Consider the following 15,683-nt stretch of genomic DNA (forward strand, 5'->3'; position numbering starts at 1 on the left):
ACATATAAGATGTCTCGGCTGCGCTCTACATGACAAAAGAATAACTATAGTCTGAGATAGATTTATCACGATGTTCGAAATGACAGTAGAGAAGCAGTTGAACTATATATCCCAGTCACTTGTAGGAGCTAAACACCCTGCCATGTCTGGAAATAAAAGTCTTTAGTTGGCTACTTCCCTTGGGTAACACACATAATATTTCTCCACCTTATTACTGAGAGCCTGTATATTTGGTAAGTCTGAGGCGTCGGCAGCATCGACTATATATCCTGCTTTAGTCAGCACATCTATAGATTGGCCTTCAGATTGGTAGGCGTTGTTGCTGATCTTGCCCGCTATCATCAGGTATTTAATGTCTTCGTCCGCAACTTTAAAACGTTCCTGTATCAGTTCGCTGATGCCCAGCATCATTTCTTCATCAACAGGCTTGTTAGAGATAATCACTTTAAACAACTTGCGGTTGAGGATGCATTTGGAAAGGTAAGAAAGTATAGGATCTTCGTGCGAAGCCCATTGCTTGATGCCGCTCCAAATATCGTGGTCGTCGAGGCTTACGAAGCGCTCCAATATACCTGGATCCTTCACAAAATCCTGCATAGTCAGGTCGGTAGCCAGAAAGTATTTTAAGCAAGTGCTGGCTGGGACGTCTATACCTTGTTGTAAAAGTTGTCGGGCGCGTTGTACGGCGCGAAGCACCATATTTTCGGCACTGATCACTGTTTTATGTAAGTATACCTGCCAGTACATCAGGCGGCGGCTTACTAAAAAGTTCTCTATACTATAGATTGCTTTCTCTTCTACCACCAGCTTATCATTGGCAACATCCAGCATTTTTATGATGCGGTCTGCGCCTATTTTGCCTTCATACACCCCAGTATAAAAGCTATCACGGTTCAGGTAGTCAAGCCTGTCTACGTCCAGTTGGCTCGAAACCAGTTGGTGGAAAAACCTGCGTTCGTACTTATCTGTAAATATATCGATGGCAAGGCTCAATCTTCCGCCAAACTCTTCGTTAAGCATATGCATGATGTGCAACGACAGATGCTCGTGATGTACTTCTTTAAATATAGCCGTCTCGAGGGCATGTGAAAAAGGGCCGTGGCCGATGTCGTGTAACAGTATAGCAATCAGCGAAGCTTCAAATTCCTTGTCAGAAATTTCGTTATTTTTACTTTTCAGGGTTTGCAGGGCTGTGTTCATGAGGTGCATGGCACCTAAAGCATGATGAAAACGAGTATGCAGCGCACCCGGGTAAACCATTTCGGTAAGTCCAAGCTGTTTAATACGGCGCAAACGTTGAAAGTACGGATGATCGATAATATCGAACAAGAGCTCAGACGGAACTGTTATAAAGCCGTATACCGGGTCGTTAAAGATTTTTTTCTTGTTCACTATTACCGAATAGTTAAGTTGATTTATGGTTGAATTAGTGTTTTACCAAAACTTAAACGATACTTTATCAGCTCTTTCTTAAGCATATACGCTTTAGCAAGTAATTTTTCGTAAGTATAGGTAGCTGTGCGTCAAGCGTTTAATTGCCCGCTACAAACTATAAAGTAAATGCTCCTGTATGCAAAGTATGTATACAACAAATTAACAATGAAGCAGTTTAGCAATCTATCTAAATAAAACTATGCAAAGATATACGATTTTATGGGCCGATGACGAGATCGACCTGCTCAAACCCCATATTCTGTTCCTGGAAGACAAAGGTTACGACATTACACCGGTAAACAGTGGCACCGACGCCATCGACAAAGTACAGGAACAGCCTTACGATGTGGTTTTTCTGGATGAGAACATGCCTGGTATCAGTGGCCTGGAAACGCTGAACGAGATCAAAACCATACGCCCGGCCATGCCTGTGATCATGATCACGAAAAGCGAGGAAGAGCATATTATGGAAGAAGCTATCGGTGCAAAAATTACTGATTACCTTATAAAGCCGCTTAACCCGAACCAGATCCTGCTTTCTGTTAAAAAGGCCTTGGAAAAAACACGGCTTGTATCGGAGAGGACAAACCAAAGTTACCAACGCGATTTCCGCCAGTTGGGTATGGCCTTTGGCGAGCGATTGAGCCCGGGTGAGTGGGCTGATATCTATAAAAAGCTGACATACTGGGAACTGGAAATAGACGAGACCGAGAACAAAAGTATGGCCGATGTGATAAACATGCAGAAGGACGAGGCAAACTCCAACTTCGCTAAGTTTATCATGGATAACTATGAAGATTGGATTAATAAGGAAAGTGATGATGCTCCTTTAATGTCTCACCAGATATTTAAGGAACGCGTTTTCCCGATGATGAAGGAGTCGGACAGGCCGGTTTATTTTGTGCTGATCGATAACCTGCGCTACGACCAATGGAAAGTGCTGGAGCCGATTATTAATGATTACTTTACCGTTGATTCGGAGGAAATGTATTATTCTATACTTCCGACCACAACGGCTTACGCCCGTAATGCTATTTTCTCGGGGATGATGCCAAACGATATCGCTAAAAAATACCCGAACCTATGGGTAAGCGACGACGAAGACGAAGGCAAAAACCTGAACGAGCCCGAGTTTCTGGACATACAGTTTCAGCAAAACCGCGTTACCGACAAGCATAGTTACCATAAAATTACCAACGTAGCCGCCGGCAAAGACCTGCTCAGCAAATTCAGTAACCTCGATAATAATAAGCTGAATGTTATAGTTTACAACTTCGTGGATATGCTGTCGCATGCCCGCACCGACAGTAACATGGTGCGCGAACTTGCTCCAGACGAATCGGCTTACCGTTCTATTACTAAGTCGTGGTTCCTGCATTCGCCGCTATTCGATACGCTGAAGATGATCGCAGAGAAAAAAGGCCGCCTGATCATCACCACCGACCACGGAACTATAAGAGTGAAACGACCTTTCAAGATCATCGGCGACCGCCAGACCAATACCAACCTGCGCTACAAACACGGTAAAAACCTGGGATACACGGACAAAGATGTATTTACTGTGCGTAAACCGGAGAGATTTTTCTTGCCAAAGGCCAATGTTTCTACTACGTTTGTGTTTGCAATAGAAGATTATTTTTTCGCGTACCCGAACAACTATAACTACTACGTGAACTACTACAAAGACACGTTTCAGCATGGTGGGGTATCGCTCGAAGAATGCATTATACCGTTTATAACGCTTACACCTAAAAATGTATAATACCGGAGTAGAGACAGCTCATTTACAAATGACATCGCTGGCTGACCTGCCTGCAGCAGCGGCAATGCTACTGGAAGCAGCCAGCGAAGAACCTATTATACTTTTTGAAGGCCCGATGGGTGCTGGTAAAACCACTTTAATAAAGGAATTCTGTCGCCAGATGGGTGTGCAGGAAAATGTAAGCAGCCCTACTTTTGCCTTGGTTAACGAGTACGAAACCGAAACCAGGAAACTTATTTACCATTTCGATTTTTATAGGATAAGCGATGAGCGCGAAGCACTGAACATCGGGGCGCTGGAATACTTTGATTCAGGTAACATTTGCCTGATCGAGTGGCCTTCTATGATCCCGAATTTGCTGCCAGAGCATTATCTGCTTGTAACGTTACAGCCCGACGCAAACAGCGAGGTGCGTACCATGACGATAAATAAGGTGTAATATGACGGAGCGATTCGCCGTAGAAATTGGAAAAATAGCAGCTGCCCAGGCACTTTACCCAAAAGAGTCGATGCTGGCGGTGGAGGAGCGCCGAAAGAATCTTTTCATCGGTATCCCTAAAGAGTCCTCTTTCCAGGAGAACCGCATTGGCCTAACCCCGGATGCAGTTAAGCAACTGACCGACCACGGCCATACCATCTGGATAGAGGCCGGAGCCGGAAGCCCTTCCAAATATTCGGATAACGATTTTTCGGAAGCAGGCGCGAAGGTGGTTTACTCTACCAAGGAAGTATACGACGCCGACATCATTCTGAAAGTTGCACCTCCGACCTACGACGAAATTGAATACCTGCACCCCGGGCAAACACTTATCTCGGCAGTCCAATTCGGCAGCCTGACATCAGATTACATCAATGCGCTTCAGCGTAAAAAGATAAATGCTATTTCCTTCGAACTGCTCCGCGATAAATCGGACTCCAAGCCTGTAGTGCGGGCCATGAGCGAGATTGCCGGTAGCACTGTAATGCTGATCGCAGCCGAATATCTAAGTATAAGCAACGAAGGGCGCGGTATTATACTTGGCGGTATTACAGGCGTGCCGCCAAGCAAAGTGGTTATACTAGGCGCAGGCACGGTAGCTGAATATGCCGCAAGAGCAGCGTTAGGCTTAGGTGCCGAAGTAAAAGTTTTTGATAACCACATCTATAAACTGCGCCGCCTGAAGCATAATGTGGGTACACAGTTGTTTACCTCAACTTTAGACAAAACTGTGCTGTACCACGAAATAAAGCAGGCTGATGTTGTAATTGGTGCGCTGGTGGCTGAAGACGGGCGAATGCCCTGCATGGTGGAAGAAGCCGTAGTGGCACAAATGAAACCGGGTTCTGTTATTATTGATGTCTGTATTGACCAGGGAGGTTGTTTCCATACTTCAGAACTTACCTCGCATAGCCGGCCAATTTACCGCAAGTATGATATTATTCATTACTGCGTGCCGAATATTCCATCCCGTGTTCCGCGCACAGCCACTTCAGCGCTCAGCAATATCTTTACGCCAATCCTGACCGAAATATCGAAGTATGGCGGTGTGAGCGAAGTGCTGTTTACCAACGAACATTACCGCAGTGGAGTTTACATCTATAAAGGCAGCCTTACCAACGCCCAGATCGCCAAAAAATTTGGTATGCGTTATAAGGAACTGGGCTTAATGATTGCTGTAAGAAATTAAAATTACTTACGAGATTTTAGAATAACTATAAAAAGTAAAAGCCCACTTTTAAAGTGGGCTTTTACTTTTTATAGTTACTACTTCTACATCTGTTCCCGTAGCAATAATACTTTCCAGGCCTCGGTTACCTGATTATCTTCTAAAAGCTTTTTGCCAAGCAGTTCCAGTTCCTGTGCAAGTATAGCAGGGTCATTTTTATACTTATTTAATGTATACGCAACTATAGGCTCTGCTTTAAAGGCTTCTACTTCTGTGTGATTAGGTATAGTTTCCGAATTTCCTAGTCGGGCCAGGTTATTACCGGTAAGTATAGCACTGTTGCGGATGTGTTCAGGCAGCATGTCTATACCTATACCTTTGTTCTTTACCGGTTTTGGAAGTTCAAAAATGCAGTCGCCGTTAGCGCGCAGATAATAATCACCACCCATACGGGCTACTCCATCTAATTTATACGGGTCAATCCTCCCGTTTTCATTCAGAATGTTTTCGTTGATATGCATCAGCAGCACTTCGCAGATCACGAGGTTACCCGCACCGCCTTCCGGACCTAAACTTATTACATCATTTACCTTACATTCGAATGAAACAGGCGCTTCCTGCACGCGCGGCGGTGCAATCAACACAGATGCTTCCGGCGTTAACCCCGATTTTACGAATTCGTTTATACCACGGTCATATTCGGTACTGGCCAGCGACATCTGCTCTACAATATTAAAGTTGGCAATGTTGATCACTACTTCCTTTGTAGCCATTACATTCTCCAGCGTATGCTTGCTGGTGTTGTCACGTACACGGCGGGCAGGTGAGAAAACCAAAATTGGTGGCTTTGCACTGAATACATTAAAAAAGCTGAAAGGGCTCAGGTTTACATTACCTTCCAGGTCGGTAGTGCTGGCAAAAGCTATCGGGCGCGGGGCAATAGCTCCAAGCAACAAGGCATGTACTTCAGCAGTTTTAACGTCCCGTGGGTCTATGGTTTTATAGGCCATGAAATAACTATAGTTTATGATGTAGTGCCGTGTGGCTTGATTCAAATATACGGCGAATGGTGTCAGCGGGCAAAAGTATGTAGTGGCTAATTATAGTTTAAGTCAGGTTGGGCTTAATTTAAACATTAACTATCTTCGGAATAACTATAGCTTTGCCATTAATCTATAGTATAAACTTATAGTTGGTAAAGCAGGCTTTATAGCTAGAAGTAGAGCATATGTATAAAAAGTATATAAAGCAGACACTGGATTTTGTGCTGGCATTGGTAGCATTGGTTTTGCTGTTGCCTGTGTTTGTAACACTCACCTTGCTGCTTTTGGTAACGTACCGTACTAACCCATTCTTCGTGCAGGCCCGGCCCGGTAAAGATGGTAAGACGTTTCGGCTTGTAAAGTTCAGAACAATGCAGAACCAACGCGCTGAAGCCAGTGAATCTTCACTGACAGATGCCCAGCGTGTAACTACTATCGGAAAATTTATCCGCAATACTTCTCTGGATGAGTTGCCTCAGTTGCTGAATGTTTTGAAGGGTGAGATGAGCCTTATTGGCCCCCGACCGTTACTACCGGAATATCTCCCTTTATATAACCAAATTCAGCGCAGACGGCACGAAGTAAAGCCCGGTATAACTGGCTGGGCGCAGGTAAACGGCAGGAATGCTATTAGTTGGCAGGAAAAGTTTACCTATGATGTGTGGTATGTTAATAACATGTCATTTTTGCTTGACCTCAAGATTTTACTCCTAACTATAAGGAAAGTGTTAACTGCAAACGAAATAACTATAAACGGGCCTGAGCCTTTGCAAAAGTTTAAAGGTAACCCAGAAATATCGCATGAATAAAATAGCCATTTTCGGGGCCGGAGGCTTAGGTAGAGAAGTTGCCATGCTTATAGAGCAGATAAACTCCAAAAAATTAACCTGGGATTTGATAGGCTTCTTTGATGATGGCCTGGCAACAGGCGATGAAGTTTTTGGCTATAAAGTAATTGGAAATGCTGATGATCTGAAAAAGCACAAAAGCGCTCTAAGTGTAGTTTTTGCCATCGGTGAACCTACCATTAAACAGAGAATAATTTCTGTAATACATAATCCTAATCTAAATTATCCGGTCCTTATTCATCCGGGGGCTGTACTTGGTAAAGATGTTGTGATCGGGGAAGGCACCATTATAATGGCTGGCAACATCATTACCGTAAATGTGAAAATTGGTAAACATGTTTTACTGAGTAGCGCATGCACGGTTGGGCATGACGTAACTTTAGGTGCTTGTACTGCTGTAATGCCGGGGGCAAATATTTCAGGCAATGTTGAAATTGGCCAATGTGTTTATCTGGGCGTAGGAGCTAAAACGATTCAGCAAGTTAAGATAGGTACAAATGCTATAGTTGGTGCCGGAGCAGTAGTTATAAATAGTATACCACCAGACTGCACTGCTGTTGGAGTTCCAGCTAAAGTGATTAAGAAAAATAACCAGTAACTATAAACTATAAAACCACCGGTTTAGCAGTGGTTTTATAGTTTATAGTTCTAATCAGAATCGTCATTTAAAGGGCTGGCAATACCTTTCCGTTCACTTCCCCAAATCCGATACGGATACCATTTTTTTCGCCGTAGCCGCGCATAATTACGGTGTCGTAGTCGTTTATAAATTTGCGTTCGGTGCCGTCAGCTAGTTTTATAGGTTGCGTGCCGCGCCAGGTCAGTTCCAGCATCGAGCCAAAAGAACCTTTCTCGGGGCCGCTTATAGTTCCGGATGCGTACATGTCGCCTATCTGCAGGTTACAGCCGTTACTGCTCTGGTGGGCCAGCTGCTGGTTCATGTTCCAGTACATGTATTTATAGTTGGAGTGGCAGATGCTGCTTTCCTGCCCGTTTTCGGGCTTAATCAGCACTTCCAGGTTAATATCGTAGTTATGGTTGCCTGTAAACTCAAGGTAGGGCAATGGTTTTGGGTCCTGCACAGGGCCTTTTACTTTAAAGGGCTCCAGGGCATCCAGGGTAACTACCCACGGCGAAATAGAAGAAGCAAAGCTTTTTGCCAGGAACGGACCCAGTGGTACATATTCCCAGGTCTGCATATCTCTGGCCGACCAGTCGTTGAACAGCACCAGTCCGAAAATATAGTTGTCGGCTTCGTTTGGAGTTATGCTTTCGCCCAGTTTGGTTTCTTTGCCGGTAATAAACGCTACTTCCAGCTCAAAATCGAGTAGGCGGGTAGGACCGAACGTTGGTAATTCGGCATCAGGCGCTTTGGTCTGGCCATTTGGCCTGCGGATGTCGGTTCCTGAAACAACTATAGATGATGCCCGTCCATGATACCCGATCGGAATGTGTTTCCAGTTGGGTAGAAGGGCATTTTTAGGGTCGCGGAACATGGTGCCAACGTTGGTGGCGTGTTCTATACTGGAATAAAAATCGGTATAGTTACCTACTTTTACTGGCATCAGCATGTGGGCATCACTTTGCTTTACCAGGCATTGATCAATCAGCTTGCTGTTGCCGCTAATTTCGGTGTTATCGTTGCGCAACAAAGCAGATACCCGATTTCTGACAGCACGCCAGGTTGGCTTACCCAATGCAATAAAATCGTTCAGATACGGCCTGTGAAATATATTCGGATCAATGTCGATCAGCTCAAAAAAGTTAAGCCTGCCAACTTCCAACAGGTCAAGTATGTATTCGCCTATGGCAACACCAACGCGCGGGTCTCTGTCGTCGGTCTCAAAAACACCAAATGGGAGGTTTTGTATCGGGAAATCGCTGTTCGGCGCAATTTCTATCCAGGAATGCAGGGCTGGGTCGTTGGCTTTTAACATAGTGCTGTGTTGAAAGAATATAGGCAAATATAGTTATTTTGATACGGAAGGGAAAGGCGATTGTTAATTGTTGGTTGCCGAAAGCTGATTTATAGTTGGTGTAGTTTTTTGGGGTTTCTTGATAGCCGCAGGATCTCTTATGTTTCTTACAGCTCTTCTCTCGTCATTTCGAACAAAGTGATAAACTAGGTTTTAACGAAAGACCTAGCAGCGTGCGCAGTTCCTGCTAGCGTCTGGGCTATTGTCAACTGCTTCTCCATCGTCATCCTGAGCGCAGCCAAAGCATCTTATATGTCCTATAGTTGAAGTTACTTCCCTTCCGAACCAAGCCTTTTCTTTCAAAAACTTCTATTCCTGGGAGCTTTATGAGCCTATCGTTTCAATTAGGCTTTGGTGCCCTCACGGCCGGGAGGCCCCGTCTTTGGGCATCGCGCTGCTGCCTTCTTGCTATCCTCGTTCCTCGGATTGGCTACGCCACCGCAACAAGTCAAAGGCGCTCAACCCAAAGACTGCGATCTTTCATCTATTTACCGCTATCTCTAGTTTAAACTTGCTCGCTTCGAGATTGATCGTGGTTATAGTTCCGTAGGGACAGGTAAACCTGTCTTGCTCGTGGACTGTAACTATGATACTATAGCTAATAAACTGGCTAAGGCAGAAGAAATTCCCCGCCTTAGCTAAGGAGGGGTTAGGGGTGGTTGGACTACAGTAACTATAAAACTATAGCCAGCGCTACTACCAAGCCTGTCCCTTGTGGGCCTATTGAGTCAGGAGATTCAACCCTAAAATTAGTCACGAGTAAGGAAACTCGAGCCAGCAGCAGAATGGTTAACCATAAAACTACAGCCACCAAACTAATTCTGTAAAATCAGATAAATCCCCTTCATCACTGGTAAAAAAGAAACAACCCTGACTTCCGAAGAGATCAGGGTTGCTCAAAGTATAAACAACGGTAGTTTTAGCCGTTAATAGGAGTCAGGTTAATGGCTTCTACGGCCTTTATTTCAGGAATGGCTCTTAACACAGATTGCTCTACACCGGCTTTCAGCGTCATGGTAGACATAGGGCAGGAGCCGCAGGCACCAAGCAGTTCCAGCTTCAGCACCATATCGTCGGTTACTTCCAGCACTTTCACGTTGCCACCATCTGCCTCCAGGTACGGCCTGATCTGGTCCAGCGCACCCTCTATACGGTTCAGGAAATCTTGATCTATGTTACTAGCTGCCATATTTTGTTAGCTTTTAATTTCTACGGGTTGCGTTTTGCCTAAAGTTGCGTTGCGAACAGAAACCTGCTGCGCCACAGCCTGGGCCAACTCTCTGAAAACACCGGAAGCCGGAGAATCGTTCTGTAAAACCACCGGAGTTCCGGCATCCCCATTCTCGCGGATGCTTTGCACAAGCGGTATCTGACCTAAAAGTGGCACTTCGTATTTGTCTGCCAGTGCTTTACCGCCACCTTCGCCAAAAATATAATATTTATTTTCAGGAAGCTCGGCAGGCGTAAAATACGCCATATTTTCAACTACACCCAAAACCGGTACGTTGATCTGTGGCTGACGGAACATCTGTAAACCTTTCATGGCATCAGCCAGGGCTACTTTTTGTGGGGTAGTAACGATAACCGCACCTGTTACCGGCAGGGCCTGCACCATGGTTAAGTGAATGTCCGAAGTTCCCGGTGGAAGGTCGATCAGCAGGTAATCCAGGTCGCCCCAGTCTACATCCGAAATGAACTGCTTTAACGCAGAGCTAGCCATTGGGCCTCTCCAGATAACAGCACCATCAGCAGGAGTCAGGAAACCGATCGACATCATTTTAACGCCGTACTTCTCGACAGGCACAATGTAGTTTTTACCGTGGTCACCCTGTATCATGCGCGGACGCTCTTCTTCCACACCAAACATCGTTGGCATAGACGGTCCGAAAATATCCGCATCGATCAAACCAACACGTGCGCCGGTTTCAGCCAGGGCAATTGCCAGGTTAGAGGTAACCGTAGATTTACCTACACCGCCTTTACCGGATGCCACAGCAATAATATTCTTCACGCCGCCTACTACAGAAGCATTATCGGTGCGGGCAGTGGTAACGCGCGAGGTCATGTTCACGGTAACTTCTGCGTCTTTGTCCACCATCGTATGGATGGCACGCACGCAGGCGTTACGGATCATATCTTTTAGAGGGCAGGCCGGAGTAGTAAGTATAACGGTGAAGCTTACATTTTTACCATCAACCTGCACGTCCTCCACCATGTTAAGCGTAACCAGGTCTTTGCCAAGATCCGGTTCCTCTACATAGCTGAGGGCTTTTAGTATATCTTCTTTTGTAATTGCCATAGTTGTAATATGAAGCTTGCGCTCAATTCTGCTGCAAAGATACAAACAAAATACAACAGATGCAGGCCGATGTAGCGATGATGTTTGTCACTTTTGAAACAGAAAATTCAGGTTCGTGACTGAACAGGGAACTATCCTAAGCCTGGTGGGCAACTCAACTATGGAGGTTGAATTTGGTCCCATAGCTTAACTAATTACAAGTCAAAGCTGATAATGTTTAACCTGGCTGAGTTCTGCATCAAACTATAGTTCTGACAAATTTAAATTCACGCTGTAGCTCGTCCGAAATTCGAAGTATCTGTTATCTTTGTCATCCCGCAAAAGTGTAGTACCATGTCCCTTATTCCGAAAGAAACCGTTGACCAGATTATTCTCCAGGCTGATATAGTGGAGGTGGTAGGCGATTATGTTTCGCTGAAGAAGAAAGGGCAAAACATGTGGGCCTGTTGCCCTTTCCACCACGAAAAATCTCCATCGTTCTCTGTATCACCGGCTAAAGGCATTTACAAGTGCTTTGGTTGCGGCAAGGCGGGTAACTCAGTGCAGTTTATTATGGATGTGGAAGGCGCCAGTTTTCCGGAAGCCTTAAAGCACCTTGCCAAAAAATACGGCATAGAAGTACCAGAGGAAGAAACGCACGAATACAGCCAGGAGCAAAGCGAGCGCGACAGCCTGTTTATCGTTTCGGAGTTTGCGAATAAGCATTACCAGCACAATTTATTTAACCACGAAGAAGGAAGTATAGGCCAGTCGTACCTGAAGCAACGGGGTATGAGCGCGGCAACTATAAAAAAGTTTGAGCTGGGCTATAGTGTAGAAGCCTGGAGTGACCTGACCGATGCCGCCCTAAAGGAAGGCTACAAACAACATTATTTAGAAGCTACTGGCCTAACTATAGTTAAAGATGATAAGCGTTACGACCGTTTCCGGGCGCGTGTCATGTTCCCGATCCATAATGTGTCGGGTAGGGTGGTTGGTTTTGGTGCCAGAACGCTCAAATCAAACGATAAAAAAAGCCCGAAATACCTTAACTCGCCAGAGTCTGAAATTTACCACAAGAGCAATGTGCTTTACGGTTTGTTTCAGGCCAAGCAGGCCATGCGCATGCAGGACATGTGCTACCTGGTGGAGGGTTACCTGGATGTGATCTCGTTGCACCAGGGCGGCATCGAGAACGTGGTTTCGTCGTCTGGTACCTCGCTTACCGAAGGCCAGATAAAGCTGATTGCGCGCTATACGCATAATATTACGGTGTTGTATGATGGCGATGCGGCCGGTATAAAAGCCTCCTTGCGCGGTATTGATCTTATCCTGGAACAGGGCCTGAACGTGCAGGTAGTTACGTTTCCGGAAGGCGAGGATCCGGACTCTTATATTCAGAAAGTAGGCGACACGGCTTTTAAAGCCTATGTAAAAGCTAATGCTCAGGATTTTATTTCTTACAAATCGAGCATCTATGCCGAAGAAGCCAAAGGTAACCCGGTAAAGAAAGCCGAAGCAATACGTGAGATCGTAACTTCTATTTCAAAGATTCCGGATTCTATCAAGCGTTCGGTTTTCTTCCAGAGCACCAGCCTTATCTTCGATATCGATGAGCAGGTTCTGATATCGGAATACAACAAAATGCACCTGCAGGAGCGCCAGCAACAACAAAAAGCCGGCAACCACGAAGCATACGCACCACAACCTATAGTACCGGAGCCTGAAAAGGAAGTACCGGAGTTGGAAGTGACCAAACGCTACGAACGCGAAATTGTGCGCATGATCCTGCATTATCCTGATCAGGAACTGGAAGACGGCATCACCACCAGCCAGTACATGTTGGAGCAGCTTGATGATATTGAGTTTGTAACCCCGCTTTATATTCAGATCATTGATTTTGTAAAGGAGAGACTTAACAAAGGTGTACTTCCCACAGCAAACGATTTTATTACTTTTCCAAAGGAAGAGATCAGAACAGAATCGATTTCGCTGTTAGCGGAGCCCTACGAGCTTAGCCCGAACTGGGAAACGCACCATGTGTTTGTGCCCCGCGAAACTGACCTGTTACCGTATGGTGCTGAAAGAGCCGTAATGCGCCTGAAACGCAGAAATGCAGAACTGCTGCTGAAACAGGAAAGCGAAAAACTACGCCTGGTAACCGACCCTACCGAAGTGGACAGAGTGCTTAAGCTCATCATGAACTTAAGCTCATATTATAAACAGCTCGGCGACTTGCTTGGTATTGTTGTGAACAGGTAAAACTATAGTTGTTTTTTCAGTTTTCGTTTTATTCTGCTAAGTATAAATGCAGCTTTTATCTTCCGGTTTATACTTCCGAGCGGGTTGTATAGTATAGCCAGGCCCAGGTGTTTCAGAAATTTGGTGCCCAGCCTCTGTTCGGAATAAATAAGGCCTTCCGCCTGCAGTAGGTGTATTTCTGAAAGTAATTTATTCAGGTCTTTCTGTTCTGGTACCTTAATTCCGCTCACTTTCCTGCGAGCCACTGCCTTTTCAATGGCAAGCAATCTATAATCTCTTGAACGCACATAGTTATCAAAACCTTGTGATACACCTTTTGGCCAGACACGGTAAAAGTATAAAGGCTCGGCTACGTATATGATGTCGCCTGTTTCCTCCAGTTTAAAGTATAAGTCTTTATCACTGGCCAGCTTAAACTCCGGGCTGAAACCAGTAGTCTTATCGTAAGCAGATCGCTTAAAGGTAGCAAAAGCCGAAACTTTATCATCTATCAGGTTCGAATTCATAATTGCTCCGGCTTCATTGCCGGCTACACAGTTCTTCAAGGTATGGTTGCACCTGTAAAGGTTCGTAAAAACGATACTAGCAGCAGGGTTTAACGCATGTGCTTGCATTATTTTTGCAATCGCTTCGGGATGTAAGGCATCATCGGGATCGCAAATACCCACAACCTTTCCAGTAGAATTTGTAACCCCCACGTGCTTGGCTGTGGGCTGGCCTTTATTCTCAGCAAAAGCTATAAAATTATACTTAGTCCTGTCCGGAACTGTAGCTAAATACGATTCTATAGTTTGTAGCGAGTCATCTGTGGAGCCGTCGTCTACTATAACAACTTCCCAGTTGGTATAGGTTTGTTGTTCAATAGATTGCAATGCCTGCCTTATGACAGTAGCATTATTGTAGTTGGCAACTATAACAGAGCATTTCATGGGTACAAGTATAGCACTGAAACGGTAAACCTGCGCAGCAACTATAAAAATTAGCATCTTTCCTTTAGAGAAGGCCTTTTCTTTCTACCTTTGTTCAGTTTTCCGAATAGCTGCTTGGCAGGCTATAGTTTGGGGTGCATGGCTTTTGAACAATGCCCCGATTTTTATAGTTATGATAAGTAGAAGCAATAAGTTTTCAAAAAGCAGGGCCTGAGGCAGTTAACGCTGTGCTTTATCCCGCAAAATATTTTATGGAGAATACAAACACAGAACCTATAAAGCTCGATTCGATCGAGGATGCGATTGAGGACATCCGCCAGGGTAAAGTTATTATTGTGGTAGATGATGATGACCGCGAAAACGAAGGCGATTTTATCTGCGCTGCCGAGATGGTGACGCCCGAGATCATCAACTTTATGGCGACGCATGGCCGTGGTCTTATTTGTGCACCGCTTACCGAAGAGCGTTGCGAAGAACTTGGCCTGGAACTGATGGTTGGCCGTAACACTGCCCTGCACGCTACACCATTTACCGTGTCGGTAGACCTGATCGGGCATGGCTGCACAACAGGTATCTCAGCATCGGATAGAGCTAAGACCATACAGGCACTTGTAGACCCAAACACAGATCCGCACTCGCTTGGCAAACCGGGCCATATTTTCCCGCTTAAGGCAAAGAAAGAAGGTGTGTTACGCCGCGCCGGCCATACCGAAGCAGCTGTTGACCTTGCCCGCCTTGCCGGACTGGCGCCTGCCGGTGTACTGATCGAGATCATGAACGAAGATGGAACCATGGCCCGCCTGCCGGACCTGGTACACGTAGCCAAGCGCTTCGACCTGAAGCTGGTTTCTATAAAAGACCTGATAGCCTATCGCCTGAAAAAAGAAAGCCTGATAGAGCGCGAAATTGCCGTGCAGTTGCCAACAGATTACGGTGATTTTGACCTGTATGCTTTTACGCAGCGCAGCAATGGCGCTAAGCATCTGGCACTTGTAAAAGGCACCTGGGCAGAAGATGAGCCGGTGCTGGTACGTGTGCATTCGTCTTGCGTAACCGGCGATATTTTCGGGTCGTGCCGTTGCGATTGCGGACCACAGTTGCACGAGGCGATGCGCATGATAGAACGCGAAGGACAGGGTGTTATCGTTTACATGAACCAGGAAGGTCGTGGCATTGGCTTAATCAATAAACTGAAGGCGTATAAACTACAGGAGCAGGGCCGCGACACTGTGGAGGCAAACCTGGAACTCGGCTTTGGTATGGATGAGCGTGACTATGGCGTTGGTGCACAGATATTACGTGACCTGGGCATTACCAAAATGAAGTTAATCTCGAACAACCCTAAAAAACGTACCGGCCTTATAGGTTACGGACTGGAAGTAGTGGCAAATGTTCCCATAGAGATAGCCCCTAATGAACACAACCAGAAATACCTGGCCACAAAACGCGACAAGTTGGGCCACGAAATATTGAAGAGCGCTATAGTTAACAGATAAGCCGTTAAT

At 45.6% G+C, this 15,683-nt stretch carries 13 protein-coding genes; 7 read left to right on the plus strand and 6 right to left on the minus strand.

The genetic code is table 11. The features are described from left to right. Positions 1 to 162: 162 nt before the first annotated feature. Positions 163 to 1,392 carry an HD domain-containing protein gene (locus tag GWO68_RS09860; RefSeq protein WP_162346276.1) on the minus strand — a complete coding sequence of 410 codons (1,230 nt, stop codon included), beginning with the start codon at positions 1,390 to 1,392 and terminating at the stop codon, positions 163 to 165. A gap of 241 nt (positions 1,393 to 1,633) precedes the next feature. Here GWO68_RS09860 and porX point away from each other — a divergent pair, with 241 nt between their 5' ends. Genes porX through GWO68_RS09875 form a run of 3 tightly spaced genes read left to right on the plus strand, consistent with a single transcriptional unit; the run spans position 1,634 to position 4,863 of the window. Next, entirely contained in the window at positions 1,634 to 3,196 is a 1,563-nt protein-coding gene (gene porX, locus GWO68_RS09865) for a T9SS response regulator signal transducer PorX (protein ID WP_162346277.1), read from the plus strand. Further along, positions 3,189 to 3,635 carry a tRNA (adenosine(37)-N6)-threonylcarbamoyltransferase complex ATPase subunit type 1 TsaE gene (gene tsaE / locus GWO68_RS09870; RefSeq protein WP_235942009.1) on the plus strand — a complete coding sequence of 149 codons (447 nt, stop codon included), beginning with the start codon at positions 3,189 to 3,191 and terminating at the stop codon, positions 3,633 to 3,635. Before porX ends, tsaE begins: the two co-directional genes overlap by 8 nt. A gap of 1 nt (position 3,636) precedes the next feature. Further along, positions 3,637 to 4,863 carry an alanine dehydrogenase gene (locus tag GWO68_RS09875; protein WP_162346278.1) on the plus strand — a complete coding sequence of 409 codons (1,227 nt, stop codon included), beginning with the start codon at positions 3,637 to 3,639 and terminating at the stop codon, positions 4,861 to 4,863. A gap of 83 nt (positions 4,864 to 4,946) precedes the next feature. On the opposite strand, the gene GWO68_RS09880 is transcribed toward GWO68_RS09875, so the two are convergent. Then, positions 4,947 to 5,852 carry a flavin reductase family protein gene (locus tag GWO68_RS09880; RefSeq protein WP_162346362.1) on the minus strand — a complete coding sequence of 302 codons (906 nt, stop codon included), beginning with the start codon at positions 5,850 to 5,852 and terminating at the stop codon, positions 4,947 to 4,949. 218 nt (positions 5,853 to 6,070) lie between these two features. On the opposite strand from GWO68_RS09880, the gene GWO68_RS09885 reads away from it, so the two are divergent. Both GWO68_RS09885 and GWO68_RS09890 read left to right on the plus strand, forming a co-directional pair. Continuing rightward, entirely contained in the window at positions 6,071 to 6,694 is a 624-nt protein-coding gene (locus GWO68_RS09885) for a sugar transferase (RefSeq protein ID WP_162346279.1), read from the plus strand. Beyond that, positions 6,687 to 7,331 carry an acetyltransferase gene (locus tag GWO68_RS09890; protein ID WP_162346280.1) on the plus strand — a complete coding sequence of 215 codons (645 nt, stop codon included), beginning with the start codon at positions 6,687 to 6,689 and terminating at the stop codon, positions 7,329 to 7,331. The genes GWO68_RS09885 and GWO68_RS09890 overlap by 8 nt, the downstream gene beginning before the upstream one ends. A 67-nt stretch (positions 7,332 to 7,398) precedes the next feature. On the opposite strand, the gene fahA is transcribed toward GWO68_RS09890, so the two are convergent. From fahA to GWO68_RS09905, 3 genes are all read right to left on the minus strand, one after another. Continuing rightward, complete coding sequence (gene fahA, locus GWO68_RS09895) at positions 7,399 to 8,670, minus strand: fumarylacetoacetase (protein WP_162346281.1); 1,272 nt, start codon at positions 8,668 to 8,670, stop codon at positions 7,399 to 7,401. Positions 8,671 to 9,628: 958 nt separating this feature from the next. After that, positions 9,629 to 9,898, minus strand: a complete 270-nt coding sequence (locus GWO68_RS09900; protein ID WP_162346282.1) for a NifU family protein — start codon at positions 9,896 to 9,898, stop codon at positions 9,629 to 9,631. Between the two features lie 6 nt (positions 9,899 to 9,904). Next, complete coding sequence (locus GWO68_RS09905; RefSeq protein WP_162346283.1) at positions 9,905 to 11,008, minus strand: Mrp/NBP35 family ATP-binding protein; 1,104 nt, start codon at positions 11,006 to 11,008, stop codon at positions 9,905 to 9,907. Between the two features lie 333 nt (positions 11,009 to 11,341). Here GWO68_RS09905 and dnaG point away from each other — a divergent pair, with 333 nt between their 5' ends. Next, complete coding sequence (gene dnaG / locus GWO68_RS09910) at positions 11,342 to 13,249, plus strand: DNA primase (protein WP_162346284.1); 1,908 nt, start codon at positions 11,342 to 11,344, stop codon at positions 13,247 to 13,249. A 2-nt stretch (positions 13,250 to 13,251) separates the two neighbouring features. Here dnaG and GWO68_RS09915 read toward each other — a convergent pair whose 3' ends face one another. Next, positions 13,252 to 14,235: a glycosyltransferase family 2 protein gene (locus tag GWO68_RS09915; RefSeq protein ID WP_162346285.1), complete on the minus strand. Its 984-nt coding sequence runs from the start codon at positions 14,233 to 14,235 to the stop codon at positions 13,252 to 13,254. A 194-nt stretch (positions 14,236 to 14,429) separates the two neighbouring features. On the opposite strand from GWO68_RS09915, the gene GWO68_RS09920 reads away from it, so the two are divergent. Continuing rightward, positions 14,430 to 15,674: a bifunctional 3,4-dihydroxy-2-butanone-4-phosphate synthase/GTP cyclohydrolase II gene (locus GWO68_RS09920; protein WP_162346286.1), complete on the plus strand. Its 1,245-nt coding sequence runs from the start codon at positions 14,430 to 14,432 to the stop codon at positions 15,672 to 15,674. The last annotated feature ends 9 nt before the right edge of the window (positions 15,675 to 15,683 follow it).

It is taken from the genome of Pontibacter fetidus, from assembly GCF_010119545.1.
GTDB lineage: Bacteria > Bacteroidota > Bacteroidia > Cytophagales > Hymenobacteraceae > Pontibacter > Pontibacter fetidus.